Genomic DNA, 15,793 nt, shown 5'->3' with positions numbered 1-15,793 from the left:
GTAGCCCACTTATGGCTTTTTCTCTACAAGCGAATCAATGATCGGGCAATGGCTATTTGAGTCACCTGGACATTGTTCAATCCACTCTTTCAATGTCTTCTGAATTGCCAAAAGATCTTCAATTTTTTTGTTTACTTCTTCCAATTTACTAAGCGCTTTCGCTTTAACGTCGGCACTTTCACGACAAGGATTGTCAGCTAATTCAACAAGCGCACGGCACTCATCGAGTGAAAAACCCGCGCTTCTCGCTTTCGCAACTATACCAAGTTCTTTGATCTGCTTCTCGTCGTAGCTTCTATAGCCATTTTCCGAGCGTAAAGGGGCTGTAATAACCCCCTTGTCTTCATAAAGACGAATAGACTTCGTTGATAAGTTAGTAAGTTTAGCGGCTTCACTTATGTTCATGATATTACTCTAATAAGCTGATGTATCTTCGGCATTAATTACCTTTGAGGCGCTAGCAAATAGTACACCTAGAACACCTGAATGCATAATAAATATAATTTAAGAAAATAAAGTCTGCCACTTATAACTGTTTTACCTTCAATAAGGTAAATAACTTGCATTTATAGACACTTATCACAACCAGAAATCAATAAGTTACTGATTGATATATTTAAATTAGCTATTGTTATTTTTCATTGAAAATTTTTATATAACTTTGACCTTTCATTAACCATATACATAATTGAGTATTAAGCATGACATTTGAATGCTGTTTATTTTATTTTTTTGGTAAGTATGAAGGATGGAAAATATGAAACTTGTAACTTTAGCACTAGCTTCAGTGTTTATTTTTTCAGCTCCAGTCTCTATTGCACAAAACAACGCAGGAAAAGTATTTGGTGCAGGTGTCCAGTGCACATTCAGTGACGGAGCGATTAAGCAACTGCCCCGTGAATTGTGCAAAGCGTATGGTGGTAAACATCAATAATGACAATAGGTAGGTTTAAGTTAATCGTTTCTAAGCCTACCTAAACTTATAGAAATCAGCACCAATAAATGCGTCCCAGCCTCTTTGCCACTCTGCTTTGATCATCACCTCCTGAGGCATATCGGCACATTGATCTGTATACCTTGTTCCTTTGATGCCTTTTTCAAATGCTTTGTAGGGATCACAGAACTCTAATTTTCCTTTTTCATAACCGGCAAGATAAGCAGGCTCATCAAACTCCACCTTTTCTTTAATATCAGCCAATGAGTCATTATCGATCACGTAGCCACGGGATCCAAAGCGCTCACCTTGACCATACCAAAATTCAGACGCTGTTTTCGGTGAAGAAGTGCATGCAGCTAAGCTAAAAGCCATTAATATAATGGGAATAATACTTTTCATAAATATCTCCTAAAAGCAAAAAAGCTGAGCAAATGCCCAGCTTTTCTATTTCGTATCTAACTTACTTAACTCCGAAAGGAATTGTTAATGCTAGTTTGAAATCGGTCTCATCATTGAATCCGTTAGAGTAAACAGCCCAATCATTTGCGTTAGTGTCATTGTAGTAGTTAGTGTAGTAGAAGCTGATATTGGCATCTTTCAGTGCACCAGCTTGAATCGCGTAGTTCGCGAAGAAACTGTATGCATACTCTACTAGTTCATCGTAACCATCAGCTTTAGCACCCGCGCCATAAGCACCACTTACACCTGCACTAAAACCAGTACCACCAATATCAGTGAAGTCACGAGATGATGATAGGAAGAACGCATATTCGCCATCGTGGTTAAAGTCAGAACGGTTGTTCCACCAAATATCATAAGCGCCATTAGAGCCACCATAAGCCTCTGTTAAGCGGTATGACATATTACCAACATTGCCACGAGTATCTTCAGAATCAGCAACTGTGTATGTTGCTTCTGCACGGAAGCTGTATTGACCCATAGACATAGATGTCAATAACGCAGTTTGGAATGCTGTGCTATCAAATTGATTGTCATCATCTACTACGTATAATTGAGGAGACCAGTATAGGCCACCATCGGTTGTACCTTTAACTTTAACATGAAAGTTCTTACGGTCACCATCTGTCAGAGCACCGTAACCAACGTCAAAAGAAATACCGTTATCTAACGCATAGCGAGCACCTAATGAGTATACTTCACCAGCATCATTGCCAGCACCATCTTGGAATTCGTAAGTTTCTTTGAACCAAGGAGCTTTGTAATTATCGGCCACAACAAGACCAAGAGAAAGATCACCAAAACTAGCTCCAACTTCACCACCGCGGTATGTACCAGGAGCGAATGACCAGTTGACACCTAATGAGCTTGGTACAGAAGGTTGGAAATAACCGAGCTGAGCATTGACATTCTCGCCAAACTTAAACTTCATGGCTGCTTTTGCAAAGGAAACACCATTATCAGTGTTATCACCACGACCATCTTCCCAACAGTCTGTAGAATAGACTGAGTCACATTGGAAGAAGTTCATCTCGTGACCACCACCCCATTTTCCAGCTTCTTGCCACATATCAAATGTGCTGTATACAACAGCGTCAACACCAACGACGTCCGCTACATAACCAGAATGGAAACCCAAATTCGCAAAAATTGAGCCGTGGTCTAAGTTAGCAGTTTTTGCTGTGTCATTACCGTTTGCATCTTTACCAGCTCGGTCACGAGCACGCATGAAAAAGTTTAGGTTACCGCTAATTGTCGACTCAGCAAAGAACTCTGACGCCTGACTTGCATACTCCGGACCGATTGGGTCTTCAGCCATAGCTGGAGCAGCAGACAGCGCACCTACCATTGCTGCTGTAATCGCAGATACTTTAAAAAATTTGTTTTCCATGGAATAAAACTCCTAAAAATGGATATAGCTGTTTGAATATTCCCCGCCTAAAGTTGGCCGCCGTAGAGAGAAATACCTTTTCTTGTTTGAGAACCCTAAACTCTGAATTCTCTATTTCCTTTCTGGTTATGCACATCGTGTGCATCCATGGCATTAAGACTAACTTCGCCCTCAAAAAGATCAATGAGAACTTAATTTTCATCTAAAAAAATATGAGTTGGTGCAAATTTAGTAGGTACTTAGTGATCCAGATCGATAAATTGTAAAGATCACAACTAAAAATAGTAAAAACAATAAATATCAAACACTTATATTAATGTAATTCTTATAAACATAGAAGTGACTCGCATTTTTGATACAACTATAACGGTATTTCATTAATGTTGAGCAGCATCACTGTCCTGATTTTAGAGTTCGTATAAGAACAAAATTCTCAACAATTAAAAAGCCCTCATTTTTATATCAGAAACAAAAAAGGCACTCCCTTGAAAGGAGTGCCTTTGAGCTTTTTTTATCTGTATTTACTTACGAAATAAGAGCTATTAGATCTTCTTCTGTTCTTATTTCGATACCTAAATCTTGTGCTTTGGTTAATTTAGAACCCGCAGCTTCACCGACAAACAAGATGTCCGTTTTCTTAGATACGCTACCCGTCACTTTCGCACCCAATGCTTGCAATGCCGCTTTGGCTTCACTGCGACCCAGTTGAGAAAGTGACCCGGTCAACACAACAACCTTACCTTCTAGTGGTAGCTCTTGGTCATCCGCAGCTTCTTCGATAATAGGCCAATTAACGCCAAGTTCTATCAGCTGCTCTACTACCGCTCTGTTTTTCTCTTGCGAAAAGAAGCTTGTGATATGACTAGCGACGATGTCACCAATATCGGACACTTCAACTAATTGTTCATGGGTTGCGGCTTGAACCAGCTCCAGCGTTTTAAAGTGTTGCGCCAAGTTCATCGCAGTTGCTTCACCCACTTCACGAATACCTAGCGAATAAAGGAAACGTGCCAACGTTGTGTCTTTGGCTTTATTAAGTGCACTAACTACATTTTGCGCCGATTTAGGCCCCATGCGGTCAAGTACTGTAATCACACCTGCGCTGAGCTTGAACAAGTCAGCGGGCGTTTCTACCATTTCACGGTCTACAAGCTGCTCTAGCACCTTTACGCCAAGGCCATCGACATCCAATGCCTTTCTCGACACAAAGTGCTTAAGCGCTTCTTTACGCTGCGCCTGACATACTAAACCGCCAGTACAACGCGCTACAGCTTCGCCCTCTACGCGCTCAACGGCGGAGTTACATACTGGGCAAGCATCAGGGAAAACAATGTCTCTCGCTGTTTCAGGGCGACGATCTTGTACAACAGCCACAATTTGCGGAATAACATCACCTGCACGGCGAATAATAACGCTGTCGCCTACCTTCACGCCTAAACGCGCAATCTCATCGGCATTGTGTAAAGTGGCATTGCTGACTGTCACGCCACCAACGAAGATAGGTTCAAGTTTAGCAACCGGCGTAATAGCGCCAGTACGGCCCACCTGAAATTCAACGTCATTGAGCAGTGTAATCTCTTCTTGAGCTGGGAACTTATAAGCAATTGCCCAACGTGGCGCTCGTGCAACAAAGCCAAGTACTTCTTGAGCCGCGATATCGTCGACTTTGATAACAACGCCATCAATCTCGTAAGCCAGAGCATCACGACGAGTCATAATATCTTGGTAATAGGCTTTCACGTCTTCGAGAGAGCTCAGTTGCTTAGTCTCGGGGCACATAGGTAAGCCCCAACCTTTAAGCTGTAAAAAGCGTTGGTAGTGACTATTTGATAGCTCAGCGCCTTGTACAACACCGACACTGTATGCGTAGAAAGCTAGCGGACGTTTCGCAGTAATACGAGAATCAAGCTGACGCAGGCTACCTGCGGCGGCATTACGTGGGTTAACAAATACTTTCTCGCCTTTCTTCAACGCCATCTCATTCAACTTATCGAAACCCGCTTTTGGCATAAACACTTCGCCACGAACTTCAATACGCTGCGGCCAGCCTTCACCTTGTAACTTAAGTGGGATAGAGCTGATCGTACGCACGTTTTCAGTGATGTTTTCACCCGTCGCACCGTCACCACGTGTCGCAGCCTGAACTAAAGTACCATTCACATAGAGTAGGCTAACGGCAAGGCCATCAAGCTTAGGTTCACAACAGAAAGTCTTGAGGTTAGCGGTTGGCGCTCTATCAGACATTCGCTTATTGAACGCATCCAAATCTTCATCAGAGAAAGCATTGTCCAGAGAAAGCATTGGGATCTCATGAGTCACTTGAGTGAAACCATCGAGAGGCTGACCACCAACACGTTGGCTCGGAGAATCTACCGTCACTAGTTCCGGGTTCTCTTCTTCGATCTTTAGCAATTGCTGCATTAATCGATCGTACTCGACATCAGGGATCTCAGGGCTATCTTCTACGTAATAACGAACGGCGTGATAATGCAGAGTTTCTCTTAACTGCTCTAAGGTAACTTGAATCGATTCTTTCATATCATTCTCTATCGTGATTGAAATATCAAAAAGGGCTCCCTTAGGAGCCCTTTTCTATAAATATAGATTATTTACAAGGCTAAACAATACGGCTAGGTATTCGATGCCGTCATAAAGTCTCTGATTTGCTTGCGGTAGTCAGATAAACGGTTTGGTGTCATTAAGTTGCGTGACTCATCCAACACGTTTCCGCCCATATCGTCAGCAATTTTCTGCGCCGCACTCAGCATCACATTGAAGTTTTGATCAGCTTGACCATAACAAGGCAACGTCATAAAGAACGAAATACCTTTAGTCGTGAAGTCAGCAGGATCATCATGTTCTAGCGTTCCTGGCTGCATCATGTTTGCAACGCTGAAAATAACCTTTGGTGCATCTGTAGATTGTGCAAAGCAGTGGTAAATAGACATCTCACCATAAGTTAAACCGTTGTTCTCCATGCTGCGGAAAAGTTCAGTCCCAACGAATGGGATCTCTCCAGCACAGTGAACATTAAGAACGATCACTTCTAAACCAAGTTCTTCATCTGGTTTTGCTTCTTCAACAGTCGCACTTTGCGGAGTCACGACTTCTTTCGCAACAACGGGCTCTCTTTGAGTAAGCGTTTCGTTTGGAACGACTGGCTCATCAACTGTTTCAGAAGGCTCTTCAAACGAACCGTACTGCACTTTAAAGCCGGCATGGTTTTCTTTTTGCTCGTCAGTCAACTCAAAGCTTGGAACTTCAGGCTCAACGTCCTTCTCTTCCTCAATCACTTCAGGTTCACTTTCAACCTTAATTGGGTCTTCTACGCTGAAAGAAGGAAGATCATTTAATTCGATATCATCTTCGTAAGCTTCTTTCGCTTGTGGCGCTGTTAGCGGATCTGAGTCGATCAGCGGATCAGTATCAGAGGGTGAAACAGCAAAATCCGGCTCTTTACGTTCTTTTCGGATTATCTCAAAATCATCTTCTGGGGCGAATGAACGGTTTGGAATAGTTTCTGCTTCATCTAAGCTGTCGTTATCAAGCTTACCGAGCGGCTTATCTCCAAACTTTGCTTTCCCTTCTTTTTTACTCGTCCATAGACCATGGAACAATAATGCGGCGATAGCTAATGCGCCAACAATAATGAGTACAAATCGCAATTCCTGCATTTTTCGCTCTCAGCTTTCTTAGTCAACTAGCTATAAACACGCTGTCACTAAGTTGGGTTAATTTGGCTAATCTCACTACTCTATCAAAAGTAGCCACTGTTTTAGAACAACTTAATACAATTAGTTCCTTACATGGTGTGATTTTCACCACGCTTTTTTTCTTAATTTCGGTCGAGTACACTAGACATGTTTGCTATTTAACCAAATTCACATGTGACCTAATTTAAATATGACTATTGAATCTGTTCCCCGCTCCGGCTTTGGCTATTTTATTTTCGGAATAAAAATCGCTTTATCACCGAGCATTCGTAAGTTTGTACTAATGCCACTTATCGCGAACGTGTTACTCGTTGGTGGTGCCTTGTTTTATATCTTCTCCAACCTAAACACTTGGATTGAAGGTTGGATTGGTGCATTGCCAAGTTTCCTGTCGTGGTTGTCATACATTTTATGGCCATTACTTGTGTTAACCGTCTTGGCCACATTCTCGTATTTCTTTAGCACGCTCGCTAACTTCATTGCCGCACCGTTCAACGGTTTACTCGCGGAAAAAGTTGAAGAGTTGTTGAGCGGTAAAAAAGTTAATGACGATGGTTTACTTGATGTCCTCAAAGATACCCCACGTATATTAGCGAGAGAATGGCGCAAGCTTGTCTACATTCTGCCAAAAGCGATCGGTTTATTCCTACTTTTGTTAATTCCAGCACTAGGGCAAACCGTTGCTCCGTTTTTATGGTTCATTTTCACAGCATGGATGTTAGCGATTCAATACGCCGACTACCCGTTCGATAACCATAAAATCAAATTTGATGACATGAGAAACAATTTGAAACAAAAACAAGGTAAGAGCTACAGCTTTGGCGCGCTTGTTTCTGTGTTCACTACTATTCCAATTTTAAACCTGATTGTGATGCCCGTTGCCGTTTGTGGCGCGACAGCAATGTGGGTTGCTGAGTTTAAAGACCAAGCTCTACGTTCTCGTCTATAGTTCTCGTCTCTAACCCTTTCTACACTTCCTAGTTTCGCCTATCTTTTTGAAGTTCTGATTTCAATAAAGATAGGCGTGAATTCTGCTACATATCTATATGATATAACTTTTTAATCCTTTTACCTTTTTTTCAACTTGTTTAATCTAAATTCAAGCTGAACAAACATCGTAAGACACTAGACGGTAAAGTGATTGATATACTACGTTTAGTTCTGTCATTAAATGAAGGAATATCGCATGAGCAAGATCTACGAAGACAACACCCTAACGATTGGTAACACACCTCTAGTCCGCCTTAACAAAGTAAGCAAAGGTAACGTCCTAGCTAAGATCGAAGCTCGTAACCCAAGCTTCAGTGTTAAATGTCGTATCGGTTCAAACATGATCTGGGAAGCAGAAAAAGCAGGTACGCTTAAGCCAGGTATCGAGCTTGTTGAACCTACCAGTGGTAACACAGGTGTTGCACTTGCATTCGTAGCAGCAGCACGCGGTTACAAACTAACGCTAACTATGCCTGAATCAATGAGCCTAGAACGTCGTAAGCTGCTTAAAGCGCTTGGCGCAAACCTTGTGCTAACTGAAGCACCAAAAGGCATGAACGGCGCGATTGCTAAAGCAGAAGAGATTGTTGCTTCAGACCCAGACAAATACCTACTACTTCAACAGTTCAACAACCCTGCTAACCCACAGATTCACGAGCAGACGACTGGTCCTGAAATTTGGGAAGCAACAGACGGCGAAATCGACGTGTTTGTAGCGGGTGTTGGTACGGGCGGTACTATCACTGGTACGAGTCGTTACATTAAAGGTGAAAAAGGCAAAGCGATTACTTCAGTCGCGGTTGAGCCGGCTGAGTCTCCAGTGATTGCACAGGCACTTGCAGGTGAAGAAATCAAACCAGCTCCACACAAAATTCAAGGTATCGGTGCAGGTTTCATCCCTGGAAACCTAGATTTAGAGATTATTGACCGTGTTGAATCGGTAACTTCTGAAGAAGCGATTGAGATGGCTCAACGCCTAATGAAAGAAGAAGGTATTCTTGCAGGCATCTCATCTGGCGCGGCAGTTGTAGCAGCAAACAGAATCGCCGAACTACCTGAATTTGCAGGAAAAACTATCGTTACTGTACTACCAAGCTCTGGTGAGCGTTACCTAAGCACAGCCCTATTTGCTGGCATCTTTACGGAAAAAGAGAACCAACAATAATATGTGGTCAAATCAATTTTTCGTCCAAAAAAGCCCCGTTTAGGGGCTTTTTTGTTGATCCCTGCCCCACCTTTGGTAATATCAGGTCTGTTTTATTTTTCGCTTCAAAATAAAAGAAGCAATAAACAAATTCTGAAAGTCATGAGTACTCAGCAAAAGACGACCATGGCTGGATAAAAATTTATAACCAGTCTAAGTTCTAACACGAACATGGCGTACTAGCCTCTAGCGCATTTGGGCTAAAGCAGTTAAGCTAATCTGGTTACAAACTTACAAAAAATAAATTAATTGGGGTATATAAAATGTACGAGAAGCAAGTAGAAATCACAGCAGAAAACGGTCTTCACACTCGTCCAGCTGCACAGTTCGTTAAAGAAGCAAAATCTTTCGACGCTGACATCACAGTGACTTCTAACGGCAAAAGCGCTAGCGCGAAAAGCCTGTTCAAACTACAAACTTTAGGCCTAGTAAAAGGTACTAACGTTACTATTTCAGCTGAAGGTCCTCAAGCTCAGCAAGCAGTAGACCACCTAGTTGCTCTTATGGATCAACTACACTAATACGGTCTCCTTCTTTCAAAGCCATTTTGCATAGCAAAGTGGCTTTGTTCGAAATAGATAGGAATAAGCGCGACATTAGTCGACGACTTAAAGTCACACACTCTCCCGTTTACAGTTGAACAACTAAGGTAAGGCTATGATTTCAGGCATCCTAGCATCTCCTGGTATTGCTTTCGGTAAAGCACTACTACTTCAAGAAGATGAAATTGTCCTAAACACTCAATCTATCTCTGACGACCAAGTTGAAGCAGAAGTACAGCGTTTCTTTGACGCTCGTAACAAATCTTCTCAACAGCTTGAAGTTGTTAAGCAAAAAGCACTTGAAACTTTTGGCGAAGAAAAAGAAGCAATCTTTGAAGGCCACATCATGCTGCTTGAAGATGAAGAGCTAGAAGAAGAGATTTTAGCACTCATCAAGAAAGAAAAAATGCACGCAGACAACGCGATCCACACTGTGATCGAAGAGCAAGCTGTTGCACTAGAGTCTCTTGATGATGAGTACCTAAAAGAACGTGCAACTGATATCCGTGATATCGGTACTCGTTTCGTTAAAAATGCTCTAGGCATCAACATTGTATCTCTAGCAGATATCAATGAAGAAGTTATCCTAGTAGCTTACGACCTAACGCCATCTGAAACTGCACAAATCAACCTAGACTACGTTCTTGGTTTCGCTTGTGACATCGGCGGTCGTACATCTCATACTTCAATCATGGCACGTTCTCTTGAGCTTCCAGCTATCGTTGGTACTAACGAGATCACTAAGCAAGTTAAGAACGGCGACATGCTTGTGCTAGACGCGATGAACAACAAGATCATCATCAACCCTTCTGAAGCTGAACTAGCAGAAGCTAAGAAAATCAAAGCAGATTTCGAAGCAGAAGCGGCTGAACTAGCAAAACTAAAAGATTTACACGCTGAAACTCTAGACGGTCACCGTGTAGAAGTTTGTGGCAACATCGGTACAGTAAAAGACTGTGACGGTATCCTGCGTAACGGCGGTGAAGGCGTTGGTCTGTACCGTACTGAATTCCTATTTATGGACCGTGACGCGCTTCCTACTGAAGAAGAGCAATACGTTGCTTACAAAGAAGTAGCAGAAGCAATGGAAGGCGAGTCAGTGATTATCCGTACTATGGATATCGGCGGCGACAAAGACCTACCATACATGGACCTTCCACAAGAGATGAACCCGTTCCTAGGCTGGCGTGCAGTACGTATCAGCTTGGATCGTCGTGAAATCCTACGTGACCAACTACGTGGCATCCTACGTGCATCTGCACACGGTAAACTACGTATCATGTTCCCAATGATCATTTCTGTTGAAGAGATCCGTGAACTGAAAAAAGCAATCGAAGAGTACAAAGTTGAACTTCGCGCTGAAGGCCTAGCTTTCGATGAAGAAATCGAAATCGGCGTAATGGTTGAGACTCCAGCAGCTGCTGCAATCGCACACCACCTAGCGAAAGAAGTATCTTTCTTCTCTATCGGTACTAACGACCTAACGCAATACACTCTTGCGGTAGACCGTGGTAACGAAATGATTTCTCACCTATACAACCCACTATCTCCTGCTGTTCTTACAGTAATCAAGCAAGTGATCGACGCATCACACGCTGAAGGTAAGTGGACTGGTATGTGTGGTGAGCTTGCTGGTGATGAGCGTGCAACGCTACTTCTTCTTGGTATGGGTCTAGATGAGTTCTCTATGAGCGGTATCTCTATCCCTAAAGTTAAGAAAGTAATCCGTAACTCTAACTTCGCTGAAGTTAAAGCTATGGCTGACGAAGCACTATCTCTACCAACAGCTGCTGAAATTGAAGCTTGCGTAGAAAAGTTCATCGCTGAGAAAACTCAGTAATCGCCAATCGCTTAATAACGTTAGACGGCTAAAAATAGTCGTCTAATTTGTTAGATTGGTATAGTATATTCTACAGAATAAAACTAAACGTTAGGAGCATGACACAATGGGTCTGTTTGACAAACTGAAAAAGCTTGTATCTGATGACAGCGCTGATGCTGGTGCAATCGAAATCATCGCACCTCTTTCTGGTGAAATCGTAAACATCGAAGATGTGCCAGATGTAGTTTTCGCTGAAAAAATCGTTGGTGACGGCATCGCGATCAAACCAGCTGGCGACAAAATGGTAGCTCCAGTTAACGGTACTATCGGTAAGATCTTCGAAACTAACCACGCATTCTCTATCGAGTCTGACGACGGTGTTGAGCTTTTCGTTCACTTCGGTATCGATACTGTTGAACTTAAAGGCGAAGGCTTCACTCGTGTAGCTGAAGAAGGTCAATCTGTTAAAGCTGGTGACACTATCATCACTTTCGACCTAGCGCTTCTAGAAGAGAAAGCAAAATCTACGCTTACTCCAGTTGTTATCTCTAACATGGACGAAATCAAAGAGCTGAACAAGCTTTCTGGTTCTGTAACTGTTGGCGAAACTCCAGTTCTTAAAGTAACTAAGTAATCTCGATTACTTATCTGCTTTAATTAAAACGCTACCTAAGGGTGGCGTTTTTTGTGCCTGCTATATAGTTCTAATGCCAGATTACCAGCCGCTTTGGCCTTATACCTAACAACTACAAATCCCCTTCTTCTTTGGGCCTCTCACGAACAGAGATCCCTGACATCTCGCTCGGTTCGATTCTGGGATGACGATTAAACACTATGGTTTAAGCCTGAGTGATTGTTACTCAAACCGACCTCTTCTATACAGTTAGCTATAGAGTCACCAATACCCAACTCCCGTCATTCCCTACAGTGAGGCACGAACGTGATAGGGAATCTCGCTTTCCAATCAACTACCAACACCACAACTCCCCTCTCTTCTCCAAATTTCAGGCAATAAAAAACCCAGCCGAAGCTGGGTCTGTTTAGCGCTCATCTCTCACCACGAGCTAATTTGTGGAAGCCTAACGTCAACACTATTGGTCAACGTGGCTTTTCAATCGATTAACCTAGTAGGCTAAGTGCCGAGTTCGGTGCTTGCTTCGCTTGAGCAAGAATCGAGCTTGAAGCTTGAGAAAGGATCTGAGACTTAGTCATCTGAGTCGTTTCTTTCGCGAAGTCGGTATCTTTAATACGGCTCTTAGATGCGTTAACGTTCTCGTTAATGTTGTCTAAGTTGCTGATAGCGTGGTCGAAACGGTTTTGGAAAGCACCTAGCTCAGCACGGTGACTGTCTACATACTTAAGGGCCGCATCGATTACTGCTACAGACTCTTGTGCGCCGCCAACAGATGTTACGTCGATAGTATCAACCGTTACGTCTTTAGCTGCTTGAATACCTAGCTCGCCCGCAAGACCGCCAGAGAAAGACACATCGCCGCTCACTTTGTTGTTGCCTGTGAACATTTGTAGCTTGCCGTCTTCAGTAACAGACGCTTTAACAGAATCTTGCTGACCGTTGATGTAAGTCGCTAGCTCTTCGATGTCATCACCTGCTTTTGCGCTGATGTCGATTTCTTGTGCTTGGCCGAAGTTGTCAGTGAACGACAGTTTTAGGTCGTTAGAGCCCGCTTGAACGTTCCAGTCTTTGTCTTTCGCGTTCTCAGTTTGGTAGCTCTTACCACCCATCTGAGCGTTATCAGAGCGCATGTCTTTCAGTTGAAGCATTACAGCTTCACCGTTATCCGCACCGATTTGGAATGATTTAGTACCGTGAGTACCGTTAAGCAGCTTGTTACCACCAAAAGACGTCGTTTCCGCGATACGGTTCAGTTCGTCGTTCAGTGCTGTTACTTCTTCTTGAATCGCTACACGCTCAGATTTTGAGTTTGAGCCGTTTGAAGATTGTAGAGACAAATCACGCATACGTTGCAGGATGTTAGTCGTCTCGTTCATTGCACCTTCAGCTGTTTGTGCAATTGAGATACCGTCGTTCGCGTTACGTACAGCAACATCAAGACCACGACTTTGAACGTTCAAACGGTTCGAGATTTGTAGGCCAGCAGCGTCATCTTTTGCGCTGTTGATTTTTGAGCCTGAAGCTAGACGCTCCATTGATGTTTGTTGTGCGCTGTTTGCGTTGTTTAGGTAACGTTGCGCTGTCATCGCTGAAACGTTTGTATTTACATTCACTGCCATGGTGACTTCTCCAATTGATTTTCCGGTATAGCGGTTTCCGACGTCTCGGAAAACCAAGTAGTTATCTCTAAGTTACTTTTAATAACGGCGTGATTGGCGAAACCTTTAGGAAAAAAACAACAAATTTAAAGAAATAGCGGTAAAACAGAAGAAAGCGTGACTGGTCGTAAAATTATCGAAAAAAGATGAGAAAATCGCTAAAGTTGCCGGGAAGTCAGTCGAGTGAGAAATTGTATTTTTATTCGCCAAAAAGCACCGACCAAGCTGAAATGCTTTTATAAGATTGTAGGTAATTCATTAACCTAATAACGTTAAAGCTAGATTCGGCGCTTGCTTGGCTTGAGCAAGTATCGTTGTGCTCACTTGCTGCAGTATTTGTTGCTTGAGCATTTGAGTGGTTTCTTTGGCGTAGTCGGTATCTTTGATTCGACTGTTTGATGTCGCCAAATTCTCATGAACGTTTTCAAGATTGTTAATGGCATGATCAAAGCGGTTTTGCATTGCCCCTAATTCAGAGCGATGGCTATCGACATACTTCATCGCCGTATCCAAAATAGAGACGGCGCGCTGAGCACCACCCACATCCGTTACATTGATGTCATTAACTGACTCGTAATAGCCCGCTGACATCGAAAGCTCACTGGCTAATGAACCTGAAAAAGAGATGGTACCCGCGGTATCTTCACCTGACATATAAATCTGAAGTTGTCCGTCATCATTAACAGAAGCCGATAAGAGATCCGTTTGACCATTAATGTAAGTCGCCAACTCTTCGATATCATCGCCCGCTTTCGCGTTGATGGTGATCTCTTGTGGCTGACCAAAACGATCGGTAAACGACATCGTCATATCATTCTGGTTTGATTTCACTTCCCATGAATCACTGGCCATGCCATTAGCAACGTAGCTAAAGCCGCCCATGTTGATGTCATCAGTACGCATGCTTTTCAAACCAATCTGCACAGCTTCGCCCGAACTGCCACCAATCTGAAATGACGTACTACCAAAATTACCATTGAGAAGTTTTTTGCCACCAAAAGAAGTGGTCTCTGCAATACGATTCAGCTCATCGTTTAAGGCGGTAATCTCTTCTTGAATCGCCGTTCTTTCCGACTGGCTATTTGAACCGTTGCTTGCTTGTAGAGACAAGTCGCGCATGCGCTGCATGATATTGGTGGTTTCATTCATCGCGCCTTCAGCGGTTTGCATGATAGATATACCATCATTCGCATTACGCACAGCGACATCAATACCACTCATCTGCGCTTCCAAGCGGTTCGAAATTTGTAGCCCTGCAGCATCGTCTTTAGCGCTGTTAATACGACTCCCTGAAGCCAAGCGCTCCAAAGATTGGTTCAGCATGTTATTGGCATTAGAGAGGTTTCTCTGGGCCACCAGCGCTGAGACATTGGTATTAACAGTTATAGCCATAGACCTTCGCTTACAAAAAGAGGAATAAAACTCACGATTGCTCTTATATCGACCAATTCATATAAAGCTTTAATAAAAAAGGAGCCCTGAGGCTCCCTTTGTTTATTCTTTTTGAGACGACTTACTTAATCGTTAATTCACTCAACATCTCAGTTGAAGGAGCAAAGTAATACGCGCCAGTCACCGCTTTAGTAAAGCGAAGCAGTTGGTCTGTTTTGCCATCAGTTACGCCGTACATGCTCTCTAACATCGCATCGAAGTTATGACGAACGTTACAGTAAGCAATGAACAATAAGCCGTGGTCGCCCGTAGCAGTACCGTAAGGTAGACTGTGGCGAACAATCTTAAGCCCCTTGCCTTCTTCTTTGATATCCACACGGCCAACGTGAGACGCCGCAGGAACATCATCTAACTCAATTGAATCAGGTTTAGTTCGGCCAATCACTTTCTCTTGTGCCGATACATTCAAACGATTCCAAGCTGGCAGGTTATGCACAAAACGCTGCACCATTACATAACTACCACCAGCGAATTCACCCTCAGGCACAATAGCGACTTCAGCACGTTGTGCGTCTTTCGGGTTTTCAGTGCCATCAACAAAGTCTGTCATGTCACGAGAGTCTAGGAAGCGGTAACCATAAGTTTCATCAACCACTTCAACATCAGCTGCTACTTCAGATAGCAATTTACGCAAGATAAAGAAGTGCAGATCATGTCGGTTTGAATGACAGTGAATCAGAACATCAGACAGTGTGCTCGGCGCGGTGATATCACCTTCACCCAGCACAGGGAAGTCGATCAAATCAGCGGGCGCTGCTTGCTCGAACTTATCCCAAAAAGCTTTTGAGAACGCAACCGATGCCGTTAAGTTCGCATCAGGCTGAGTTTGGTTTAGTTCGTCGATTAGAGTCGGAAGCTTTTGAATTTCTGCTAGTACATTAGCAGTATTAGCGTTCACTTTAAGTTGAACGTAAAGCGCGAAAGGCCCAGCTTCAGGCAAAATAGCACTTTGAACGTTAGGCTGCTCATTTGAAACATTAAGCATAGATTAT

The 15,793-nt window shown here is 43.1% G+C and carries 15 protein-coding genes; 6 read left to right on the top strand and 9 right to left on the bottom strand.

Translation table 11 applies throughout. From position 1 onward, the window contains the following. Positions 1–9 precede the first annotated feature (9 nt). Positions 10–405, bottom strand: coding sequence for a Cu(I)-responsive transcriptional regulator (gene cueR, locus AB4323_RS03070; protein ID WP_372151581.1), 396 nt, complete (start codon positions 403–405; stop codon positions 10–12). A 352-nt stretch (positions 406–757) separates the two neighbouring features. On the opposite strand from cueR, the gene AB4323_RS03065 reads away from it, so the two are divergent. Next, on the top strand, positions 758–934 hold the full coding sequence (locus tag AB4323_RS03065) for a hypothetical protein (protein ID WP_019821234.1): 177 nt from the start codon (positions 758–760) through the stop codon (positions 932–934). Positions 935–970: 36 nt separating this feature from the next. On the opposite strand, the gene AB4323_RS03060 is transcribed toward AB4323_RS03065, so the two are convergent. The 5 genes from AB4323_RS03060 to zipA all read right to left on the bottom strand — a co-directional run bounded on the left by AB4323_RS03060 (position 971) and on the right by zipA (position 6,460). Next, positions 971–1,336, bottom strand: coding sequence for a DUF2799 domain-containing protein (locus tag AB4323_RS03060; RefSeq protein ID WP_102428748.1), 366 nt, complete (start codon positions 1,334–1,336; stop codon positions 971–973). A gap of 61 nt (positions 1,337–1,397) precedes the next feature. Further along, complete coding sequence (locus AB4323_RS03055; protein WP_372151579.1) at positions 1,398–2,786, bottom strand: multidrug transporter; 1,389 nt, start codon at positions 2,784–2,786, stop codon at positions 1,398–1,400. Next, positions 2,767–2,922, bottom strand: coding sequence for a hypothetical protein (locus tag AB4323_RS03050; RefSeq protein ID WP_004734257.1), 156 nt, complete (start codon positions 2,920–2,922; stop codon positions 2,767–2,769). The genes AB4323_RS03055 and AB4323_RS03050 overlap by 20 nt, the downstream gene beginning before the upstream one ends. Before the next feature lie 389 nt (positions 2,923–3,311). Beyond that, positions 3,312–5,324 (bottom strand): NAD-dependent DNA ligase LigA, encoded by a 2,013-nt coding sequence (ligA, locus tag AB4323_RS03045; RefSeq protein WP_372151577.1) that lies wholly within the window; start codon positions 5,322–5,324, stop codon positions 3,312–3,314. A gap of 92 nt (positions 5,325–5,416) precedes the next feature. Next, complete coding sequence (gene zipA, locus AB4323_RS03040) at positions 5,417–6,460, bottom strand: cell division protein ZipA (protein ID WP_372102579.1); 1,044 nt, start codon at positions 6,458–6,460, stop codon at positions 5,417–5,419. A gap of 229 nt (positions 6,461–6,689) precedes the next feature. Here zipA and cysZ point away from each other — a divergent pair, with 229 nt between their 5' ends. The 5 genes from cysZ (at position 6,690) to crr (ending at position 11,691) form a co-directional block, all read left to right on the top strand. Continuing rightward, complete coding sequence (gene cysZ / locus AB4323_RS03035; protein WP_029235129.1) at positions 6,690–7,448, top strand: sulfate transporter CysZ; 759 nt, start codon at positions 6,690–6,692, stop codon at positions 7,446–7,448. A gap of 237 nt (positions 7,449–7,685) precedes the next feature. Further along, positions 7,686–8,654, top strand: a complete 969-nt coding sequence (gene cysK / locus AB4323_RS03030; RefSeq protein ID WP_017061934.1) for a cysteine synthase A — start codon at positions 7,686–7,688, stop codon at positions 8,652–8,654. 302 nt (positions 8,655–8,956) lie between these two features. After that, positions 8,957–9,214 carry an HPr family phosphocarrier protein gene (locus AB4323_RS03025; protein ID WP_004734263.1) on the top strand — a complete coding sequence of 86 codons (258 nt, stop codon included), beginning with the start codon at positions 8,957–8,959 and terminating at the stop codon, positions 9,212–9,214. Between the two features lie 136 nt (positions 9,215–9,350). Continuing rightward, on the top strand, positions 9,351–11,075 hold the full coding sequence (ptsI, locus tag AB4323_RS03020) for a phosphoenolpyruvate-protein phosphotransferase PtsI (RefSeq protein WP_372151575.1): 1,725 nt from the start codon (positions 9,351–9,353) through the stop codon (positions 11,073–11,075). A gap of 106 nt (positions 11,076–11,181) precedes the next feature. Beyond that, the gene (crr, locus tag AB4323_RS03015) at positions 11,182–11,691 is read left to right on the top strand and encodes a PTS glucose transporter subunit IIA (RefSeq protein ID WP_004737851.1); all 510 of its coding nucleotides are present in this window, start codon (positions 11,182–11,184) and stop codon (positions 11,689–11,691) included. A 485-nt stretch (positions 11,692–12,176) separates the two neighbouring features. Here the strand turns inward: crr and AB4323_RS03010 are convergent, their stop codons facing one another. The 3 genes from AB4323_RS03010 to AB4323_RS03000 all read right to left on the bottom strand — a co-directional run bounded on the left by AB4323_RS03010 (position 12,177) and on the right by AB4323_RS03000 (position 15,786). Continuing rightward, the gene (locus AB4323_RS03010; RefSeq protein ID WP_102300543.1) at positions 12,177–13,310 is read right to left on the bottom strand and encodes a flagellin; all 1,134 of its coding nucleotides are present in this window, start codon (positions 13,308–13,310) and stop codon (positions 12,177–12,179) included. Positions 13,311–13,607: 297 nt separating this feature from the next. Continuing rightward, positions 13,608–14,741 (bottom strand): flagellin, encoded by a 1,134-nt coding sequence (locus AB4323_RS03005; RefSeq protein ID WP_372058932.1) that lies wholly within the window; start codon positions 14,739–14,741, stop codon positions 13,608–13,610. Between the two features lie 121 nt (positions 14,742–14,862). Beyond that, positions 14,863–15,786, bottom strand: a complete 924-nt coding sequence (locus tag AB4323_RS03000; protein WP_372058930.1) for a Dyp-type peroxidase — start codon at positions 15,784–15,786, stop codon at positions 14,863–14,865. Positions 15,787–15,793: the final 7 nt, after the last annotated feature.

Origin of the sequence: Vibrio sp. 10N.261.52.C11, from assembly GCF_041471405.1 — a bacterium.
GTDB lineage: Bacteria > Pseudomonadota > Gammaproteobacteria > Enterobacterales > Vibrionaceae > Vibrio > Vibrio crassostreae_C.
The sequence above is the reverse complement of the archived record's forward strand: the minus strand, read 5'-3'. Positions and strand labels throughout refer to the sequence as shown.